A 20,077-nucleotide genomic window follows, 5' to 3' on the forward strand; every position below is an offset into this window, starting at 1 on the left:
TGCCGTACCCTGGCGGTATGCAGCTCCACCAGCTCCGCTATTTCGCGGCCGTCGCGGACACCCGGCACTTCACCCGCGCCGCCCAGCGGGAACACGTCGCCCAGCCCTCCCTCTCCCAGCAGATCCGGGCCCTGGAGCGGGAGCTGGGCGCCCAGCTCATCCACCGGGCGCGCGGCCACATCGCGCTCACCGACGCGGGGGAGGCCCTGCTGCCGCTCGCCCGGCGGATCCTCGCCGACGCCGAGACCGCCCGCCGCGAGGTGCAGGAGGTGGCGCTGCTGCGCCGGGGCCGGGTGCGGCTCGGCGCGCCGCCCAGCCTCTGCGCCAGCCTCGTCCCGGACGTGCTCCGCGCCTTCCACGACGCCTACCCCGCCGTCGAGCTGGCCGTGCACGAGGACGGCTCCCAGGACCTCGTGCGGGTGCTCGCCGCCGGGGAGCTGGACCTGGCGCTGGTCATCACCCCGCTGCCCGGGCAGGGACCGGCGCTCACCACCACCGAACTGCTCAGCGAGGAGCTGGTGGTGGTCTCACCGACGGACGGTCCACCGCCCGTCACCCGCCGCCGGATGCGCGTCGGGGACCTCCGCGACCAGCCGCTGGTGATGTTCCGGCACGGCTACGACCTGCGTGACTTCACCATGGCCGTCTGCCGCGAGGCCGGGTTCGAACCTCAACTGGGCGTGGAGGGCGGCGAGATGGACGCCGTACTCGGCTTCGTCCGCGCCGGGCTCGGACTCGCCGTGGTGCCCAGCATGGTGGCCGCGCGCTCCGGTCTCCGGGTGACCCCGTTCGAGCCACCCGGGCCGCACCGCACCATCTCCGTGGCGCACCGAAGCGACGTCTCCCCGCCCCGCGCCGCCCGCGAGTTGCGGCGCATCCTCACCGAACGCCTCAGCCCCGGTTGACCGTTCGCCCCCTGGGACGCGCCCGCGCCAGCAGCGAGGCGCTCCGCACGGCGACGCGCGATACGTACGGGACCGCGGGGACGTACGGGACCGGCCGGAACCCGGCGGAGCGCGCGGGGAGTCGCGCACCCGCCGGTGCGCGCCCCGCCCCGGCTGCCTAGCGTGGTGGTATGGCTGCCCCCGCGAACCGCGTCACCGACCTGGCCGTGCTGAAGGTCCTCACCCACCCCCTGCGCGTCCAGCTCTGGCACGCGCTGCACGCCGCCCGCACGGCGACCGCCTCCCAACTGGCCGAGGAGGTGGACGAGGCGGTCTCGCTCGTCAGCTACCACCTGCGCAGGATGGCCGAACACGGCCTGATCACCGAAGCCGAGGGCCGGGGCACCGACGGCCGGGAGCGCTGGTGGCGCCAGGCGGACGAACGCGGAATCTCCTTCCGCACCGGCGACTTCTCCGACCGGCCGGAGAGCGCCGCCGTCGTCAGCCAGGTGATGCGGCGGCTGCTGGAGGCGCGCAGCGAGCGCTACGCCGCCTTCCTCGACCAGCGGGACGCCTGGCCGGCGGAGTGGGCCGACGCCTCGATCTCCTCCGACTACGCGGTCCGCCTCACCGCCGAGGAGCTGAACGAACTGTCCCGCGAGATGGGCGAGTTGGTGCACCGCTGGATCGAGCGGGGACGCGCGGCGGACCGGGCGGGCGACACCGCGGGCCGCGAGAACGTGGCCCTGCACCTCTACGGGTTCCCCCTCGGCCCCTGACGGCCAGCCGGGGCCGTCCCCCTGGCCAGCGGCGAGTGCGGTCCGGTCCCCCGGCGCCGGTCCGGCGCCGGGGGCGGCCTCCTCAGACGCCGAGCGCGGCCTCCCGCGCCCGGGCGACGTCCTCCTTCTCGCCCTCCGTCTCGACCCGCGCCGCCTCCTGCCGTCCGGCGGCGAACAGCAGCAGTTCGGAGGGGGCGCCGGTCACGGTGACGACGGGGGTGCCCCGATGCGCCACCACCGTCTGCCCGTTGGGGCGGCGCAGCACCAGCCCGACCGGACAGCGGCGCCCGTAGACCCGCGCCACCGTCTCCAGCCGCCGCCACAGCGTGTCCTCGAAGACGGGGTCCAGCTCGCGCGGCGTCCAGTCGGCGCGGGCCCGCCGCACGTCCTCGGTGTGCACGAAGAACTCGACGGTGTTCGCCGCCTCGTCGACCTGCTTGAGCGCGAAGGGCGACATCCGGGGCGGTCCGGTGCGGATGAGCTGGATCAGCTCGTCATACGGCTTCTTGGTGAACTCGGCCTGCACCCGGGCGAGTCGGGCGGCGAGCGGCTTGACGAGCAGGCCGCCGGCCGCGTCCGCCCGTCGCTCGCGGACCACGACGTGCGCCGCGAGGTCCCTGGCCCGCCACCCCGCGCACAGGGTGGGGGCCTCCGGGCCCTCGCTCTCCAACAGGTCGGCCAGAAGTAGACGTTCACGCTTGGCATGGGTGGACATATCGCCACCCTACGGCGGGCGGACGGCGGGGGCGAGGCGCGCCGCCCCGGCGCGGGACCGGCGCGAGGGGTGGCGGGAGCGGGACGGCGCCCACGCGGCCCGGGCCCGGGCACCTCCGCCCGCGCTCCCGCGCGTCCGTCCCGCTCCGGGGCGCCGCCACGGGGGAGCGGGCGGGTGGGCGGCCGGGGCTTCCCTGGGTGCGGGACAATGGCCGTATGCCCGGATCCTCTCTCGACCCCGCCATCGCCGACCGTCTCAAGCGCGGCGCCGACGGGCTGGTCCCCGCCGTCGCCCAGCAGCACGACACCGGCGAGGTGCTGATGCTCGGCTGGATGGACGACGAGGCGCTGCACCGCACGCTCACCACCGGCCGCGCCACCTACTGGAGCCGCAGCCGCGCGGAGTACTGGGTCAAGGGCGACACCTCGGGCAACGTCCAGCGCGTCGTCTCGGTCGCCCTGGACTGCGACGGGGACACCGTGCTGGTCCGGGTCGACCAGACCGGCGCCGCCTGCCACACCGGCGACCGCACCTGCTTCGACGCCGACCCGCTCCCGGTGACCGGCGCCGGGTGACCCCCACCGGGCGCACCACCGCCCCGGGTCATGCTGGGGGGTGAGCGCCCGGAGAGCGCCACCGGGGCCGACTCCCCTCAAGTACCCTCCCTGCCATGACCACGGGCACCGCATCCCTGACGACCCGGGCGGAGATCTCCCCCGATCCCGGAACCTTCCGAGCCCTCGCCGCGGACCGCCGGGTCATCCCGGTGACCCGGCGGCTCCTCGCCGACGGGGACACCCCCATCGCGCTCTACCGCAAACTCGCGGCCGAGCGGACCGGCACCTTCCTGCTGGAGTCCGCCGAGAACGGTCGCACCTGGTCGCGCTACTCCTTCGTCGGCGTGCGCAGCGCCGCCACTCTCACCGTCCGGGACGGCGCCGCCCACTGGCTGGGCACACCGCCGCTCGGCGTCCCGACCGGCGGTGATCCGCTGCGTGCCCTGGGCGAGACCATCGAGACCCTGCACACCCCCCGCGACCTGCACGAGCGGGACGACCTGCCGCCCTTCACCGGCGGCATGGTCGGCTACCTGGGCTACGACATCGTCCGCCGGCTGGAGAGGGTCGGAGGCGCCGGGGGCCCGGTGGACGACCTGGAGCTGCCCGAGCTGACCATGCTGCTCGCCTCCGACCTCGCGGTGCTCGACCACCGCGACGGCACCGTGCTGCTGATCGCCAACGCGATCAACCACAACGACCTGGACACCGGGGTCGACGAGGCGTACGCGGACGCGGTCCGCCGGCTCGACGGGATGGCCGCCGACCTCGCCCGCCCCGCCCCCGTGGCCCCCGCGCCGCTGCCGCCCTCCGCCCTCCCGCCGTACGAGGCACGCTCCGGCGGGGCCACCTACCAGGGCTGGGTGGAGGACGTGAAGGAGCGCATCCGGGCGGGCGAGGCGTTCCAGGTGGTGCCCTCGCAGCGCTTCGAGACCCGGTGCGAGGCGAGCGCGCTGGACGTCTACCGGGTGCTGCGCGCCACCAACCCCAGCCCGTACATGTACCTCTTCCGCTTCGACGGCTTCGACGTCGTCGGGTCCAGCCCAGAGGCCCTCGTCAAGGTCGAGGAGGGCCGCGCGATGATGCACCCCATCGCGGGCACCCGGCCGCGCGGCGGTACCCCGCGGGAGGACACCGCGCTCGCCGAGGAGCTGCTCGCCGACCCCAAGGAGCGGGCCGAGCACCTGATGCTGGTCGACCTCGGCCGCAACGACCTGGGCCGGGTGTGCGAGCCGGGCAGCGTCGAGGTCGTCGACTTCATGTCGGTCGAGCGGTACAGCCACGTGATGCACATCGTCTCCACGGTCACCGGCCAGCTCGCCCCGGGCCGCTCCGCGCTGGACGCGCTCACCGCCTGCTTCCCCGCCGGGACGCTCTCCGGTGCGCCGAAGCCGCGCGCCCTCCAGATCATCGAGGAGCTGGAGCCCACCCGCCGCGGGATCTACGGCGGCTGCGTCGGCTACCTGGACTTCGCCGGGGACTCGGACACCGCCATCGCGATCCGTACCGCCCTGCTGCGGAACGGCACCGCGTACGTCCAGGCGGGCGCGGGCGTCGTCGCCGACTCCGACCCGGAGGCCGAGGACACCGAGTGCCGGAACAAGGCGGCCGCGGTCCTGAGGGCGGTCCACGCGGCCCACGCGCTCGGCGGTAGCGTGGAGGGGTGACTTCCCCAACCCCGGCGCGCGGCCCCGGCCGCGCGGCAGAGCAGAGCGACGGGACGGACGCGGAACCGCGCCCCGCCGCCGAGGAGCCGAGCGGTGGGCCCGAGGCCGGAAGCGCGGCCCGGGGCGAGGAGGGCGCCACCACCGCCGGTACTGACGGGGGCCGCGTCGTCTCCGCCGCCCGCGCCTCCCGGCGCTCGCTCGCGCTCGCCCTGCTGTGCGCCGCTGCCGGTGCCGCGCTCGCCCTCATCTCGGGCGGCCAGCGGTGGAGTTCGGCCGAGGCGTCGTTCGCGGGCGGCACCCTGCCGGTGAGTGCCGAGGGCGGCGAGGTCACCGGGCTGCCCAGCGCGCTGGCCCTGGTCGGCCTCGCCGCGCTGGTCGCCGTCTTCGCCGTGCGGCGGGTGGCCCGGCGGGTGGTGGCGGCGCTGCTGACGCTCTGCGGCGTGGCGACGCTGGCGGCAGCCCTGTTCGGCGCCGACGACACCGGCGCGCTGGAGGAGAAGGCCAGCAAGGCCAGCGGGATCGCCGAGTCCGGCGTGGGCACGGTGGACCTCACCGCCTGGCCGTACCTCTCCGCCACGGGCGGGGCCCTGCTGCTCTGCGCCGGGCTGCTCGCCCTCCGCTACGGCCGCGCCTGGCCCTCGATGGCGGGCACCGGACGGTACGACCGTTCCCCCACGCGGCCCACGCGCGCCGGAGTGGCCGCGCGGTCCGGGCGCGGCGCCGCCCCCCGGGTCGACCCGGACCGGCCGGAGGACCTGTGGAAGGCGCTCGACCGGGGCGAGGACCCCACCGGTGAACCGGACACCGGCCGGCGGGACGGCGCCTGAGCCACCCCGGAACCCGGGACGGCCGGACCGTTCCGGTGACCCCCTGACTCCAGCTGGCGACCGCCCGGGAGAGAATGTTCCCGGAGGGCACGGCACCGCCGCTGAGAACGGCGACCCCGTGCCCGGCCACGCGGACACCAGTCACACAAGGAGCACTCATGGCGGGCAGCAGCCACGGACACACCCCGGCCGCCTGGACGGGCGTCATCATCGCTTTCATCGGCTTCTGCGTCAGCGGGATGTTCATGGTGATGGCGCAGCCGGTGGGCGTCATCGGCGGACTGGTCGTGGTCGGCCTCGGCGGCGTCGTCGGCCTGGCGATGCGGGCGGCCGGGCTTGGGATGCCGAAGCCCGAGACGGTGCGGGCCGGCGCGCGCGAGGACAGCGAGCGGGGGACCCGGACCGGGGCGGGGGTCTGACCCAGCGCGCCCACCCGGCGCGACGCGGGCCCCGGGGCCTGGCGTCGCGGCTCGCCGCGCCCTGCGCCACCCTGGTGGCCGCGGGCGCGGCCTTCGCGTATGTGGGGGCCGTCGACCCCAACGAGCCGGGGCACTATCCGGCCTGTCCGGTGCGGAGCCTGCTGGGGCTGGACTGCCCGGCCTGCGGTGGGCTGCGCGGGGCGCACGCCCTCGTCCACGGCGAACCGCTCGCCGCGCTGAGCGCCAACGCGCTCGCCGTGCTGGCCTTCGCGGGCTTCGCCCTCTGGTGTCTGGTCTGGCTGGCGGGGGCGGTGCGGGGGCGGCCCGGGCCGCCGTCGCTCGGCGGGGCGGGCCGCTCGCGGGCCTGGCTGGTGGGGGTGGCCGGGGTGGCGGTGCTGGCCTTCACGGTTGTCCGGAATCTTCCCCTCGGCGCGGCCCTCGGGACCTAGCCGGAGTCCGTCCAGCGGTAATCAATGTCCGTAATATGGGATTTCGGGCAACCGGATGTGGGGCCTCCGTCCCGCGCCGGATACCATCGAGGAGCCCGATCTGACCATCCCCGGAGCCCTGGCCTCGGGGATCCGCACCAGCCAAGAAAGGGGCCCTCGCGTGAGTGTGCTCGACGAGATCATGGACGGCGTGCGGGAAGACCTCGTCGAGCGGCAGTCCCGGGTCAGCCTCGACGAACTCAAGGACCGGGTGGCGCGCGCCCCGCAGACGCGGGACGGCCTGGCGGCCCTCAAGGGCGACGGCGTCACGGTGATCTGTGAGGTCAAGCGCTCCAGTCCCAGCAAGGGCGCGCTGGCCGCGATCGCCGACCCCGCCGGTCTCGCCGCGGACTACGAGGCGGGCGGCGCCTCCGTCATCTCGGTGCTCACCGAGGGGCGGCGGTTCGGCGGCTCGCTCGCCGACCTGGAGGCGGTGCGGGCCCGGGTGGACATCCCGGTGCTCCGCAAGGACTTCATCTTCTCCTCCTACCAGCTGTGGGAGGCGCGGGCCCACGGCGCCGACCTGGCGCTGCTGATCGTCGCGGCGCTGGAGCAGGAGGCGCTGGTCTCGCTGATCGAGCGGGCCGAGTCGCTGGGCCTCACCCCCCTCGTCGAGGCACACGACGAGGAGGAGGCGGAGCGCGCCGTCGAGGCCGGGGCCAAGCTCATCGGGGTGAACGCGCGGAACCTCAAGACGCTGGAGGTGGACCGCGGCAACTTCACCCGCATCGCCCCGGACATCCCCAGCCACATCGTGAAGGTGGCCGAGTCCGGGGTGCGCGGCCCGCACGACCTCATCGCCTACGCGAACGAGGGCGCGGACGCGGTGCTGGTCGGCGAGTCCCTGGTCACCGGCAAGGACCCGCGTTCCGCCGTCGCCGACCTGGTGGCGGCCGGAGCGCACCCCGCCCTGCGGCACGGGCGGAGCTGAGCCCTCCGTGACCCCCGCCCGCGCGAGCGCCGCGCTCCCGCCTCGCCCCGCGCCCCGCGCGCGGGGCCGCGTCCGGGCCTCCGCCGTCTCGGCCGAGGTCCATCCGGCGCTGGCCCGGGGGCGCAGGCCCCGCGGCTGCCGGGCTCCGGCGCGCCGGGTGCGGGGCCGCCGGGTGCGGTACCACATCGGCAGTGAACCGGGCCAGATCAACGGCCGCCGATGGCGAAGCGCCGCGTGCGGCGCACTCCGGCGCTGAACACCCCCGCGTCCGGCCGGGTCTCCCACCGGGCGGAGCCCCGCGCTCCGTTCCGGTTCCGGGGGGACCCCGCTCCGTGGTGGGCGTCCCGCCGTCTCCGTTCCGGCCGGCACCGGGCAGCGGCCCGTACCGGCGTCGCGTGAGGCGGTGCCCCGCTCCGGGGGCCGCGGTGCCCGTACGCCCGGCGGCCGTGCGCCGCCCCGCTCTCCCTCGGCCTTCCTCTCCCGTCGCGCTGGGCCGCGCTGGTCGTGACCGCGCGTCCGGGAGGCGGGCCGGTCGCGGCGGGCCGGGGCCCGAACACGGGGCGCGCGCCGGGGGGTTCGGACGTCCGCGGCTCGGGCGACGCCGTCCCGCCGTCTCCGGCCCTCCCCGGGACGGCGCTTCCCGGTGGCTCCGGCCCTCGTTCAGCCGTCGGGCGGTGGCGCCCGAGCGGAGTTCCGGGGCGGTCGGCGCCCGAGCCCGTGCCCGCCGTCCCGTCAGATCGCCCGCTCCGTCGGGCGTCCCGTCGCGCCCCGCCCGTCGTTCGCCGGGTGGCGGCCGTCGCCCGTCCGTGACCACACGCGAATCCAGCTCTCACTCTCAGGAGGACACCGGATGTCCGACCACTTCGTACCCGATCCGGTGGGTCAGGTGCCCGACGCCGGAGGCTACTTCGGCGCCTACGGCGGCAAGTTCATCCCCGAGGCCCTGGTGGCCGCGGTGGACGAGGTGGCCGCCGAGTACGAGAAGGCGAAGGCCGACCCGGCCTTCGCCGCCGAACTCGACGCGCTGCTCGCCGACTACACCGGGCGGCCGAGCCCGCTCACCGAGGTCCGGCGCTTCGCCGAGCACGCCGGCGGCGCCCGCGTCTTCCTCAAGCGCGAGGACCTGAACCACACCGGCTCGCACAAGATCAACAACGTGCTGGGCCAGGCGCTGCTCACCCGCCGGATGGGCAAGACCCGCGTGATCGCGGAGACCGGGGCCGGACAGCACGGCGTCGCCACCGCGACCGCCTGCGCGCTCTTCGGCCTGGACTGCACGATCTACATGGGCGAGATCGACACCCGGCGTCAGGCGCTCAACGTCGCGCGGATGCGGATGCTGGGCGCCGAGGTGATCCCGGTGGCCTCCGGCTCCCGCACGCTCAAGGACGCCATCAACGAGGCGTTCCGCGACTGGGTCGCCAACGTGGACCACACCCACTACCTGTTCGGCACCGTGGCCGGTCCGCACCCGTTCCCCGCGCTGGTCCGGGACTTCCACCGGGTCATCGGAGTCGAGGCGCGACGGCAGGTGCTGGAGCGCGCCGGACGGCTGCCGGACGCCGCCGTGGCCTGCGTGGGCGGCGGCTCGAACGCCATCGGGCTGTTCCACGCCTTCATCCCGGACGGGGAGGTGCGGCTGGTCGGCTGCGAACCCGCGGGGCACGGACTGGAGTCCGGGGAGCACGCGGCGACCCTGACCGCCGGTGAGCCCGGCGTGCTGCACGGCTCCCGCTCGTACGTCCTCCAGGACGACGAGGGGCAGATCACCGAGCCGTACTCGATCTCCGCCGGTCTGGACTACCCCGGCATCGGCCCGGAGCACGCCTACCTGAAGGAGACCGGTCGCGGCGAGTACCGCGCGGTGACCGACGCGGCGGCGATGGACGCCCTGCGGCTGCTCTCCGAGAAGGAGGGTGTCATCCCGGCTATCGAGAGCGCGCACGCGCTCGCCGGCGCGCTGGAGCTGGGACGGGAGCTGGGCCCGGACGGCGTGCTGGTGGTCAGCCTCTCCGGCCGGGGCGACAAGGACATGGACACCGCGGCCCGCTACTTCGGGCTGTACGGCGAGGACGGGCCGCCGGAGACCGGTCCGGACGGCGGGCGGGGCCAGGGCGGCACCGGCGACGAGGGAGTGGGCAAGTGAACGGCAACATCGAGCTGTTGAACAGCGCGCTGGAGACGGCCCGCGCGCAGGACCGGGCCGCGCTGGTCGGCTACCTGCCCGCCGGGTTCCCCACCGTGGAGGGCGGCATCGCGGCCTGCACCGCGCTGCTGGAGAGTGGCTGCGACGTGGTCGAGGTCGGCCTGCCGCACAGTGACCCGGTGCTGGACGGACCGGTGATCCAGACCGCCGACGACATCGCGCTGCGCGGCGGGGTGCGGATCGCCGACGTGCTGCGCACCGTCCGCGAGGCGCACGCGGCGACCGGGAAGCCGGTGCTGGTGATGACCTACTGGAACCCGGTGGACCGGTACGGCGCGGAGCGGTTCGCCGCCGGACTCGCGGAGGCGGGCGGCGCCGGGTGCATCCTGCCCGACCTGCCCGTCGAGGAGTCCGAGGGCTGGCGGAAGGCGGCCGAACAGCATGGGCTCGGCACCGTGTTCGTGGTCGCGCCGAGCAGCACCGACGAGCGGCTGGCGAGGATCACCTCGGCGGGCAGCGGCTTCGTGTACGCGGCGTCGCTGATGGGTGTCACCGGCACCCGCGAGTCGGTCGGCGACGAGGCCCGCGACCTGGTGCGCCGGACGCGGGCGACCACCTCGCTGCCGGTCTGCGTCGGGCTGGGCGTCTCCAACGCCCGACAGGCCGCCGAGGTGGCCCAGTTCGCGGACGGCGTGATCGTCGGATCGGCCTTCGTGAAGCGGCTGCTGGCCGCGCCCGACGATCTCGCCACGGGGCTGGCCTCGGTGCGCGAGCTGGCCGGGGAGCTGGCGCGCGGGGTGCGCCGGAGCTGACCCGGTGCGGCGCGCTCGCGGGCCGCACCGTCCACGGTGCGGCCCGCGCCCCGGGCCTCCCGCCGGCCGGGAGCCCGGAACGCCGCGGCCGGCAGCCCGCTTCCGTGCGGCCCTCGCGGTCCGTCGTGCGGCCCGAACCGGCCCCGTTCCGCCGTGAGTTCGAGCGCGGGGGCGTCCTCCGCGCCCGCCGCCCGGCAGGGCTAGCCGATCGGGTGAAAAGCATGCGGGGAGGGTTCGCGGGCCACTTCGCCACTCGTTGCCCCCGGGTGTGATGAGCAACCAGAACAGCGACGGTAAGCGGGCCGCGCGGGAGCGGCTGCGCGAACAGCGGGAGCGGCAGCGGGTGGCGGACAAGCGCGCCCGGGGGCTGAGGATCGGCGCGGTGGTGGCCGGGGTGCTCGCCCTGGGAACCCTGGCCGGGGTACTGCTGGTGCGGGGTGACGCCGGGGGCGGGGCGGCGCCCAGCGCCAAGCCGGTCAGCGCGGGCCCGTCGAACGCCCCCGCCACGCTCACCGTCTACGAGGACTTCCGGTGCCCGGCCTGCGCCCAGTTCGAGAACCAGTTCCGCGACACCGTCCAGAAGCTGGAGAAGGAGGGGGCGTTGCGGACCGAGTACCACATCGTCTCGATCATCGACAGCGCCGTGGGTGGCAGCGGTTCGCGGAAGGCGGCCAACGCCGCGCTTTGCGCCGAGGACGAGGGCCGGTTCGCGCCGTACCACGACGTGCTGTACCAGAACCAGCCCGAGGAACAGGACGACGCCTTCGCCGACACCGGCCGGCTGCTGAAGCTGGCCGGGAAGGTGCCCGGCCTGGACTCGGCGCGGTTCGAGAAGTGCGTGACCGGTGACCGGAAGAGGGAGCGGGTGGACAGCACCAACGACGCCTTCCGCGGCTCGGACTTCCGGGGCACGCCCACCGTGCTGCTGGACGGTGAGGACATCTACTCCAACCAGCGTGAGCCGCTGACGCCGGAGCGGCTGCGGGAGCTGGTCGAGCGCCGGGCGTGAGCGCGCCTCCGGGTGGCCGGTGCGGCGGGAGGCCCCGTGCGAGCCGCGCCGGCCCCCGGCTCCCGGTCCGGGCGGCCCCACGCTCCGGTCCGGCGGCCCCGGGGGTCCCGCCGGTCTCGGCACCGGCGTCCCCCGCCCCGGAACGCGGGTGCGTTCCGCCTGATCGCGGGCGTGGATCGGCCGTTCTGGCGGGCTGACTGCCCAGCGGGGGGTGGGGCACGGTAGCGTCTGGGGCGTCATGGAGACCATCGCTTTCCTCCCCAGCCCCTCGTCCGGCGAGATCCACCTCGGGCCCATCCCGCTGCGTGGCTACGCGCTCTGCATCATCCTCGGCGTCTTCGTCGCCGTGTGGCTCGGCGGGCGCCGCTGGGTCAAACGCGGTGGGCAGGTCGGCACCGTCGCCGACGTCGCCGTCTGGGCGGTGCCGTTCGGCCTGCTCGGCGGCCGCCTCTACCACGTCGTCACCGACTACCAGCTGTACTTCGGTGAGGGCCGCAACTGGGTTGACGCCTTCCGCATCTGGGACGGCGGCCTCGGTATCTGGGGGGCCGTCGCGCTGGGCGCGCTGGGTGCCTGGATCGGCTGCCGCCGTCGCGGCATCCCCCTCCCCGCCTACGCGGACGCCGTCGCGCCCGGTATCGCGCTGGCCCAGGCGCTGGGCCGCTGGGGGAACTGGTTCAACCAGGAGCTGTACGGGCGTCCGAGCGAGCTGCCCTGGGCCCTGGAGATCGCTCCCGCCTACCGCCCCGCCGACACCCCGGACGTGGCGACCTACCAGCCGACCTTCCTCTACGAGTCGTTGTGGTGCGTCGCGATCGCGCTGCTGGTCATCTGGGCGGACCGGCGCTTCCATCTGGGCCACGGCCGCGCCTTCGCGCTGTACGTCGCGGGGTACACCGTCGGCCGGTTCTGGATCGAGTACCTCCGGGTGGACGACGCCCACGAGGTGCTGGGGCTCCGGCTGAACAACTGGACCTCCATCGTGGTCTTCCTGGCGGCCGTCGCCTACATCGTGATCTCGCATCGGCGGGCACCCGGTCGCGAGGAGACGGTTGAACCCGTCGAGAACGGGGAGAAGGAACCGACGACGGATCGAACGACGGTTCCCTGAGAACTCCGGCCTCGGTCGGTGTGTGCGGGGCACGGCGTTCGTGGACCCGAGGTCGGGCGACCGCTGTGACCCGGGGTCACGGTGGCGGTGTCCCGCGGGGAATCACGGTGATCCGTGTGACGTGTCAGCCCGGGCCGTCGTGTGGATCGAACCATCCCGGCAAAACGGGCAGATGTGCAGGGAATGCCAGCTCAGCGCGGTGAACGTGATGTTCCTAACTCGGGATTCATGGCAATATCTTCACCAATTGCACCTATAAGTGTGTAATTGTCTGCACTGTGCTCTGGCTGATCGTTCTCCACTGCGTCGCCGCGTGCTGTGCCCAGCCGCTTGTGCGGTGGCTCGGTCCGCGTGCCTTCGTCGTGCTCGCTCTCGTCCCCGCCTCGGCGGCCGTCTGGGCGGGCACGCAGTGGTCCGCGGTGGCGGCCGGGGAGGCATCCGTCCAGACCTGGGCGTGGATCCCGGACATGGGCGTCAACCTCGCCCTGCGCTGCGATCCGCTCGCGCTGCTGATGACGCTCATCGCCGGCGGAGTCGGCGCGCTGGTGATGCTCTACTGCGCCGCCTACTTCCCGGACGACGAGCCGCGGCTCGCGCGCTTCGCGGGCACACTCACCGCGTTCACCGGCGCGATGCTCGGCCTGGTGCTCGCCGACGACCTGATCGTGCTGTACGTCCTGTGGGAGCTGACCACGGTCTTCTCCTTCCTGCTGATCGGGCACAACCCGGAGCGCAGGACGAACCGGCGGGCCGCGCTCCAGGCGCTGATCGTGACCACCCTCGGCGGACTGGTCATGTTCGTCGGCTTCCTGATGCTCGGTCAGGCGGCGGGCACCTACCGGATCTCCGCGATCGTGGCCGACCCGCCCTCCGCGAGCCCCACGATCTCCGTCGCGCTGGTCCTCACCCTGGTGGGCGCGCTGTCCAAGTCGGCCGTCTGGCCGTTCAGCTTCTGGCTGCCCGGCGCGATGGCCGCTCCCACCCCGGTCTCCGCCTACCTGCACGCGGCGGCCATGGTCAAAGCGGGCGTGTACCTCGTCGCCCGGCTCGCTCCGGCCTTCGCCGACGTGGTGCCCTGGCGGGCCACGGTGCTGGTGCTGGGCGGTGCGACCATGCTGCTCGGCGGCTGGCGGGCGCTGCGCGAGACGGACCTGAAGCGGCTGCTGGCCTTCGGCACCGTCAGTCAGCTCGGCTTCCTCACCCTGCTGGTGGGGGAGGGCGGCCGGAACACCGCGCTGGCCGGGGTCACGATGATCCTGGCGCACGCCCTCTTCAAGGCCCCGCTCTTCCTGACCGTCGGCGTCATCGACAAGACCACCGGCACCCGGGAGCTGAACCGCCTCTCCGGACTGGCCCGTTCACAGCCGGTGTTGTGCGTGGCCGCGGTTCTGGCGGGGCTGTCGATGGCCGGGCTGCCGCCGCTGCTCGGCTTCGCCGCCAAGGAGGCGGCCGTCGACGCGCTGCTGCACGGCGACTCCGCGCGCGGCTGGGCGCTGGTCGTCGTCGTGGCGGGGTCCGCGCTGACCACCGCCTACACCCTCCGCTTCCTGTGGGGCGCCTTCGCGCGCAAGCCGGGGGTCGAGGACACCCCGCTGCGTGCCCGCGCGGGCGTCCTGCTGCTGGCCCCGCTGGTCACCTGCGCGCTGACCGGGCTGCTGCTCGGCCCCGGCGTCACCTGGCTCGACCCGCTGCTGGGCCGCTTCGCCGACACCTTCGTCTCCGTCACCGGCGACGAGAAGCCGTTCCACCTCGCGCTCTGGCACGGGTTCGGCCCCGCCCTCGGTATCTCCGCGATCTCCTGGCTGGCCGGTGCCGTGCTGTTCCTCCTCGCGCGCCCGCTCGCCGGGCTCGGCGAGTGGATGGCCTCGGTGGACGGCGACCGGGCCTTCGCCCGCTCGCTCTGGGCGCTGGAGCGGGTGTCGCTCCAGGCCACCGGCGCCGTGCAGCGTGGCTCGCTGCCCCTGTACCTCGGCACCGCGCTGCTCGTCCTGATCGGCACCCAGGCTGTCGCGATCTTCGTCGACCGGCCCTGGGAGCACCTGGCCGCGCCCCGGATCTACGACGCGCTGCCGCAGTTGGCCGTCGCCATCGGGGTCTGCCTGGTCGCGGTGCTCTGCGTGCGGGCCCAGCAGCGGATGAAGGCCGTGGTGCTGGCCGGGGTGACCGGCTACGGCACGGCCGTGCTGTACGTCCTGCACGGGGCGCCCGACCTGGCGCTCACCCAGTTCGCGGTCGAGACCGTCTCCGTGATCGTCTTCGTGCTGGTGCTGCGCCGTCTCCCGGCGCGCTTCCCGGACCGGCCGGTCTCCGGACGGCGGCGCCGGATCACCCAACTCGTCTTCGGGATCGCCGCGGGGACCTTCGCCGCCGGGCTCACCTACCTCGCCGCCTCCGCCCGTATGGCGGAGCCCGCGGGGCCCCATCTCACCGCGACCACCGAGCACGACGGCGTCAAGAACGTGGTGGCCACCACCCTCGTCGACCTCCGCGCCTGGGACACCATGGGCGAGTCCGCGGTCCTCGCGGTGGCCGCGGTCGGCGTCACCAGCCTCGTCTACCTGCGGCGCCGCTCGGGTTCGCCCGGCTCGCCGGTGTCCACCGCGGCCAGCGTGTCCCGGCTCGGCGCCCCCGGCACCCTGGCCCCCACCGGCCCGGAGCCCCCGGCGGGCGGGACGGCCGCCCCCGCGTGGCCGGGCGGGAGCCTCCGGCCGATCGCCGGGGAGCGGGTCGCGGCGCCACGGGGCCGCGAGGGCACCGGGCAGGAGGTGCCGGGCATCTGGAAGGTGGCCGGGGTGCGTCGGGGCGGGGCCCGTCCGACGCGCGGCTCGACCATAGCCCCCCGCCGCACCTGGCTGGCCGCCAGCTCGACGCTGGCGCCCGAGCGGCGATCGGTGATCTTCGAGGTGCTGGCCCGGCTGATCTTCCACCCGATCATCGTGCTCTCCCTCTACCTGCTGTTCTGCGCGGAGAACCTGCCCGGAGGCGGCTTCGCCGCCGGGCTGGTGGCCGGGCTGGCGCTGACGGTGCGCTACCTCGCGGGCGGCCGCCACGAGCTGGCCGCCGCCCTCCCCGCCGACGCGGGCTTCCTGCTCGGCCTCGGCCTGCTGATCATGACGCTCACCGGTATCGGTGGCCTGGTACTGGGCGACTCCGTACTCCAGAGCGGCAAGGTGACCGGAGAGCTGCCGCTGATCGGCCCGTTCCACGCGGCCAGTCCGGTCCTGTTCGACACCGGGATCTACCTGCTGGTGCTCGGCGTGGTCCTGGACGTGCTGCGCAGCCTCGGCTCCGAGGTCGACCGGCGGGTGGAGCGCGAGCTGCTGCGTCAGCACCGGCAGCGCACCGAGTCCCCGGTACCCGCCGGGCTCGGCGAGGGGGCGGCGGCCTCCTCCGCCAACGGGACGGGCGGCGCCCACCGGGAGGACGCGCCCGCCGAGGGGCCCCCGGCGGAACCCGGCGGCGGCTTCCGGGAGAACGGCCCGCCCGAGCGCGGGACCCCCGGAACCTCCCGGCCCCCCAACACCCCCGGTCCGTCCGGCACTTCCGAAACGTCCGGTGCCTCCGGCGACGAGGGGCCGGACTCCGGCCGACCGGACGACGGCGACGGTCCGCGCGGCCGGGAAGGCGGTGCCCGATGACCGAGACCCTGGCCCTCGTGGTCGCCGGTGGCGCGCTGTTCGCCGGCGGCACCATGCTGCTGCTCAGCCGCCCGCTGACCCGGATCCTGCTGGGCGCCGTCCTGCTCGGCAACGGCGTCAACCTGCTGCTGCTCGCCTCGTCCGGCCCCGCCGGGCAGGCGCCGTTGCTGTACCGCGGATCCGACCCGGACCGGATGCCCGACCCGCTGCCGCAGGTGCTGGTCCTGACCGCCATCGTGATCACCCTGGCGCTGACCGCCTTCCTGGTCACCATGGCCTACCGCGCCTGGCAGCTGTCCGGCACCGACGACGTACAGGACGACGTGGAGGACGTGCGGGTCGCCCAGCGCGCGGACTACGTGGAGGAGCGCGACCGACTGCGGGCCAAGTACCGCGAACGCCGGGACGCCTACCGCGCGCTGGTCAACGCCGAGGAGGAAGAGGAGGCGCGGGAGCGGCGCGCCTACCAGCAACTCGGCCGCGCCCGCGACCAGTACCGCGAGATGCGCCACCGCCAGCGGGCCGACGCGCGCGCCCGCCGCGCCCGGCAGGCGCGGGCGGAGGAGACGGCGGAGGAGACCGCCGAGGAAGACGACCTGTGGGAGACGATTCTGGGAGGCGACAGGTGAACACGCCCCGACATGCGGACTCACCGCCGCAGCCGGGCGCACCGGGTGAACTGGGCGTACCGCGGAGCGCGAGCGAGAGCTGGGCCGCGCGCGCCGGAGGTGCCCGATGAGCGGCGCGGTGCCCTCGGAGGCGGCGAGCGTCGCCTCGGCACTGGTACCGCTGCCGGTGATCCTGCCGCTGGCCGCCGCCGGGCTGAAGCTGACGATCGGGCTGCGGCTCCAGCGCACCCAGCGGGTGATCAGCACGGTGGTGCTCGCCGTCGTGCTGGTCGTCTCGGCGGTGCTGCTGGTCGTCGCCGACCAGCACGGGCCGCAGGTGATGTACGCGGGTGGCTGGGCGCCGCCGGTGGGCATCGTGCTGGTGGCCGACCGGCTGTCGGCGCTGATGCTGCTGGTCTCCTCGGCGGTGACGCTCTGCGTGCTGCTCTACTCCATCGGCCAGGGCATGGCCGACCGGGAGGGGGCGACCCCGCTGTCGGTCTTCCACCCCTCGTACCTGGTGCTGGTCGCGGGGGTGTCGAACACCTTCCTGGCGGGCGACCTGTTCAACCTGTACGTCGGCTTCGAGATCATGCTGACGGCCAGCTACGTGCTGCTGACGCTGGGCGGCACGATCTCCCGGATCCGCGCCGGGGCGACGTACACCATCGTGTCGCTGCTCTCCTCGGTGCTGTTCCTCGCGGCGATCGCGATGGTGTACGCGGCGGCCGGGACCGTGAACATGGCGGAACTGCCCGAGCGGCTGGACGCGTTGCCGCAGGGGGTGCGGACGCTGATCCAGATCTCGCTGCTGACGGTGTTCGGCATCAAGGCGGCGGTCTTCCCCCTGGCCGCCTGGCTACCGGACTCCTATCCCACCGCTCCGGCACCGGTCACCGCGGTCTTCGCGGGCCTGCTGACCAAGGTCGGGGTGTACGCGATGCTGCGGACCCAGACGCTGCTGTTCCCCGGCGGACGGCTCGACGACGTGCTGATGATCGTGGCGCTGCTGTCGATGGTGATCGGCATCCTGGGGGCGGTGGCGCAGACCGACCTCAAACGGATGCTGTCCTTCACCCTGATCAGCCACATGGGCTACATGGTCTTCGGGATCGGGCTGGCCTCCCCGGACGGCCTGTCCGGCGCGGTCTTCTACGTCGCCCACCACATCACCGTCCAGACCACGCTGTTCCTGGTGGCGGGGCTGGTGGAACGCCGCGGCGGCTCCACCGACCTGCAACGGCTGGGCGGACTGGCCACGCTCTCGCCGATGTTGACACTGCTGTTCTTCATTCCCGCGATGAACCTGGCGGGGATCCCACCGCTCTCCGGCTTCCTCGGGAAGCTCGGGCTGCTGCGCGCGGGCGTCGCGGACGGCAGCACGCTGTCCTACGTCCTGGTCGCGGGCGGCACTCTGACCAGCCTGCTGACGCTGTACGCGGTGGCCAAGGCGTGGAACCTGGCCTTCTGGCGGGCGGCGCCCCCCGAACTGAGCGCGATCGGCACGGTGCTGGACTCGGAGGAGACCGACGAGGAGACCGAGGAGGCGGAGGCCGAGGCCGTCACCGGCGCGGGCGGCGCTCCGGCCACCGCCCCGGCGGCGCCCGGCGGTCCCCCCGCGCCGGAGGGCGCCAAAGCCGCGGGCGACGCACGCGGGGGAGCGGACCCGGCGGCCGGGGTGCGGCTGGCGAAGGAGACGCCGGAGGCGTCCGCCGCCGTCCCGGTGCCGGACGCCGAGCCCGAGCCGCGTCCGGCGGGCAACGCGGGCACGGCCTCCTTCGGCGGTCAGGCCATCACGACCACCAGCGTGCTGCCGCGCAGCATGGTGGGTTCGACGGTCGCCCTGGTGGCGTTCGGGCTGGCCTTCACGGTGCTGGCCGGTTCGCTGTTCGGGCTGACGGACCGGATCGCCGACGAGCTGATGGAGCGCTCCCCCTACGTGTCGGCGGTGATCGAGAGATGACTGTTCCCCCCGTCCGGCGGGGCCGCTTCGGCGGACTGCGGGCGACCCAGTGGCCGATGGTGGTCGGCCTGATGGTGCTCTGGGTGCTGCTCTGGGGCAACGTCACCTTCGCCAACGTGCTGACGGGGCTGCTGATCGGCCTGCTGGTCTGCGCGGTCTTCCCGCTCCCGGCCATCGAGACGCAGCTGCGGCTGCACCCGCTGGGCGTGCTGCGCTTCGCCGCCCGCTTCCTCTCCGACATGGTGACCTCCAGCTGGCGGCTGGGCCGCGTCATCCTCGCGCCGGGGAAGCCGCCCTGCGCGGTGCTGGCCGTGCCGATGCGCTGCCCCGGCGACCTCATGCTGACGGCGACGGCGGTGGCGATCTCCGCCGTCCCGGGCAGCACCGTGCTGGAGGTGCACCGGGCGACCGGCACCCTGTACCTGCACGTCATAGGAGCCCCCACGGAGACGGAGCGGCAGCGGGCGCGGCACGAGGCGCTGCGGCTGGAATCCCGGGTGGTGCGGGCCTTCGGCACCCGGACGGACATCAACGCGGTCACCGCTGCCGAACAGGCCGGGACCGCCGCCGAGTTGGGGAAGGGGGCGGGCCCGTGGACGTGATCCTGGTGATCGTCGCGACGCTGCTGATCATCTCGGGCGTGCTGGTCTCCGTGCGCCTGGCACTCGGCCCGACCACGCTGGACCGGGGCGTCGCGCTGGACGCGCTGGTCGCGGTGGTGATGGCCGGGGTGGGCGTGTGGACGGCGGCGGAGCGCGTGCCGTACTACCTGCCGGTGCTGCTGGTGCTGTCCTTCCTCGGCTTCACCGGTTCGGTGGGCATCGCCCGGTTCATGGCGCTGCGGGACGAGGCGGGCGGCGAGAACATCGACGAGGACGGCGCCGAGCGCACCGAGAGCCCGGAGCACGCCTCCGGCACCGTGGCGGGGACCGACGGCTCGGTGGACGACCCGGGGAGGGCGCTGTGAGCTGGACCGATGTCGCCGAATGGACCGGCGCGCTGTTCATGCTGGCGGGTGCGCTGCTCTGTCTGCTGGCCGGGATCGGGCTGGTGCGGCTCCCGGACGTGCTGACCCGGATGCACGCGGCGACCAAACCGCAGGCCTTCGGCCTGCTGCTGGTGCTGATCGGGGTCGGGCTCTGGCTGCGTACCCCGCTGGACCTGGGCACCCTGGTGCTGGTCGGCGTCTTCCAGCTGCTGACCTCCCCGGTCGCCGCGCACATGGTCGGCCGGGCGGGCTACCGCACCGGTCAGCTGGACCACTCCACGATCACCACGGACGAGCTGGCCGAGGCGTTCCGTGAGTCCTCGGACCGCCGGGAGGTGCCGCTGCCGCCGGAGCCGCCGAGCGGGATCGTCCCGGAGGACGACGGCCCGCGCTGAGGGCCGCCCGCCGATCCCGCCCGGGGGTGCCACCGGAGGGGCCGGAGCGTTCGCGCAGGTCAGCGCGGTAAGTTCGGCCTCACTCGCTGGCGCGGTCCGCGACCGCGCCGTACCGTCGGAGGGCGGTGGCGCGGACGGAG

Annotated in this window: 20 protein-coding genes; 19 read left to right on the plus strand and 1 reads right to left on the minus strand. The window is 74.6% G+C overall.

The window, feature by feature from the left end; translation table 11 throughout:
• The first annotated feature begins 17 nt into the window (after positions 1–17).
• Both E0L36_RS05465 and E0L36_RS05470 read left to right on the plus strand, forming a co-directional pair.
• A complete protein-coding gene (locus tag E0L36_RS05465) occupies positions 18–905 on the plus strand; it encodes a LysR family transcriptional regulator (protein WP_180927686.1) in 888 nt (295 codons plus the stop codon).
• 170 nt (positions 906–1,075) lie between these two features.
• Positions 1,076–1,663: a transcriptional regulator gene (locus tag E0L36_RS05470; protein WP_180927687.1), complete on the plus strand. Its 588-nt coding sequence runs from the start codon at positions 1,076–1,078 to the stop codon at positions 1,661–1,663.
• A gap of 82 nt (positions 1,664–1,745) precedes the next feature.
• On the opposite strand, the gene E0L36_RS05475 is transcribed toward E0L36_RS05470, so the two are convergent.
• On the minus strand, positions 1,746–2,378 hold the full coding sequence (locus tag E0L36_RS05475; RefSeq protein ID WP_180927688.1) for a TIGR03085 family metal-binding protein: 633 nt from the start codon (positions 2,376–2,378) through the stop codon (positions 1,746–1,748).
• A 215-nt stretch (positions 2,379–2,593) separates the two neighbouring features.
• Between E0L36_RS05475 and hisI the strand changes: the two genes are divergently transcribed.
• The 17 genes from hisI to mnhG all read left to right on the plus strand — a co-directional run bounded on the left by hisI (position 2,594) and on the right by mnhG (position 19,937).
• On the plus strand, positions 2,594–2,953 hold the full coding sequence (gene hisI, locus E0L36_RS05480; protein ID WP_180927689.1) for a phosphoribosyl-AMP cyclohydrolase: 360 nt from the start codon (positions 2,594–2,596) through the stop codon (positions 2,951–2,953).
• 95 nt (positions 2,954–3,048) lie between these two features.
• The gene (locus E0L36_RS05485) at positions 3,049–4,602 is read left to right on the plus strand and encodes an anthranilate synthase component I (RefSeq protein ID WP_180927690.1); all 1,554 of its coding nucleotides are present in this window, start codon (positions 3,049–3,051) and stop codon (positions 4,600–4,602) included.
• The gene (locus E0L36_RS05490) at positions 4,599–5,429 is read left to right on the plus strand and encodes a TIGR02234 family membrane protein (RefSeq protein WP_180927691.1); all 831 of its coding nucleotides are present in this window, start codon (positions 4,599–4,601) and stop codon (positions 5,427–5,429) included. The genes E0L36_RS05485 and E0L36_RS05490 overlap by 4 nt, the downstream gene beginning before the upstream one ends.
• Before the next feature lie 158 nt (positions 5,430–5,587).
• Positions 5,588–5,848: an HGxxPAAW family protein gene (locus tag E0L36_RS05495; protein ID WP_258015904.1), complete on the plus strand. Its 261-nt coding sequence runs from the start codon at positions 5,588–5,590 to the stop codon at positions 5,846–5,848.
• A gap of 74 nt (positions 5,849–5,922) precedes the next feature.
• Complete coding sequence (locus tag E0L36_RS05500; RefSeq protein WP_308416642.1) at positions 5,923–6,297, plus strand: DUF2752 domain-containing protein; 375 nt, start codon at positions 5,923–5,925, stop codon at positions 6,295–6,297.
• Between the two features lie 160 nt (positions 6,298–6,457).
• Entirely contained in the window at positions 6,458–7,267 is an 810-nt protein-coding gene (trpC, locus tag E0L36_RS05505) for an indole-3-glycerol phosphate synthase TrpC (protein WP_180927692.1), read from the plus strand.
• 7 nt (positions 7,268–7,274) lie between these two features.
• Entirely contained in the window at positions 7,275–7,523 is a 249-nt protein-coding gene (gene trpM, locus E0L36_RS28200) for a tryptophan biosynthesis modulator TrpM (RefSeq protein WP_308416643.1), read from the plus strand.
• Between the two features lie 594 nt (positions 7,524–8,117).
• The gene (gene trpB, locus E0L36_RS05510) at positions 8,118–9,413 is read left to right on the plus strand and encodes a tryptophan synthase subunit beta (RefSeq protein WP_258015905.1); all 1,296 of its coding nucleotides are present in this window, start codon (positions 8,118–8,120) and stop codon (positions 9,411–9,413) included.
• Complete coding sequence (gene trpA / locus E0L36_RS05515) at positions 9,410–10,225, plus strand: tryptophan synthase subunit alpha (RefSeq protein WP_180927693.1); 816 nt, start codon at positions 9,410–9,412, stop codon at positions 10,223–10,225. Before trpB ends, trpA begins: the two co-directional genes overlap by 4 nt.
• Before the next feature lie 271 nt (positions 10,226–10,496).
• Complete coding sequence (locus E0L36_RS05520; protein WP_180927694.1) at positions 10,497–11,234, plus strand: thioredoxin domain-containing protein; 738 nt, start codon at positions 10,497–10,499, stop codon at positions 11,232–11,234.
• Between the two features lie 238 nt (positions 11,235–11,472).
• Positions 11,473–12,345: a prolipoprotein diacylglyceryl transferase gene (lgt, locus tag E0L36_RS05525; RefSeq protein ID WP_180927695.1), complete on the plus strand. Its 873-nt coding sequence runs from the start codon at positions 11,473–11,475 to the stop codon at positions 12,343–12,345.
• 278 nt (positions 12,346–12,623) lie between these two features.
• Entirely contained in the window at positions 12,624–15,983 is a 3,360-nt protein-coding gene (locus E0L36_RS05530; protein ID WP_180927696.1) for a Na+/H+ antiporter subunit A, read from the plus strand.
• Complete coding sequence (locus tag E0L36_RS05535; RefSeq protein ID WP_180927697.1) at positions 15,980–16,612, plus strand: Na(+)/H(+) antiporter subunit C; 633 nt, start codon at positions 15,980–15,982, stop codon at positions 16,610–16,612. Before E0L36_RS05530 ends, E0L36_RS05535 begins: the two co-directional genes overlap by 4 nt.
• Before the next feature lie 106 nt (positions 16,613–16,718).
• Complete coding sequence (locus E0L36_RS05540; RefSeq protein WP_180927698.1) at positions 16,719–18,554, plus strand: Na+/H+ antiporter subunit D; 1,836 nt, start codon at positions 16,719–16,721, stop codon at positions 18,552–18,554.
• Positions 18,551–19,156 (plus strand): Na+/H+ antiporter subunit E, encoded by a 606-nt coding sequence (locus tag E0L36_RS05545; RefSeq protein WP_180927699.1) that lies wholly within the window; start codon positions 18,551–18,553, stop codon positions 19,154–19,156. Before E0L36_RS05540 ends, E0L36_RS05545 begins: the two co-directional genes overlap by 4 nt.
• The gene (locus E0L36_RS05550) at positions 19,147–19,521 is read left to right on the plus strand and encodes a monovalent cation/H+ antiporter complex subunit F (protein ID WP_180927700.1); all 375 of its coding nucleotides are present in this window, start codon (positions 19,147–19,149) and stop codon (positions 19,519–19,521) included. The genes E0L36_RS05545 and E0L36_RS05550 overlap by 10 nt, the downstream gene beginning before the upstream one ends.
• Complete coding sequence (mnhG, locus tag E0L36_RS05555) at positions 19,518–19,937, plus strand: monovalent cation/H(+) antiporter subunit G (protein ID WP_180927701.1); 420 nt, start codon at positions 19,518–19,520, stop codon at positions 19,935–19,937. The genes E0L36_RS05550 and mnhG overlap by 4 nt, the downstream gene beginning before the upstream one ends.
• Positions 19,938–20,077: the final 140 nt, after the last annotated feature.

Source organism: Streptomyces sp. AJS327 (genome assembly GCF_013450295.1).
Lineage (GTDB): Bacteria > Actinomycetota > Actinomycetes > Streptomycetales > Streptomycetaceae > Streptomyces.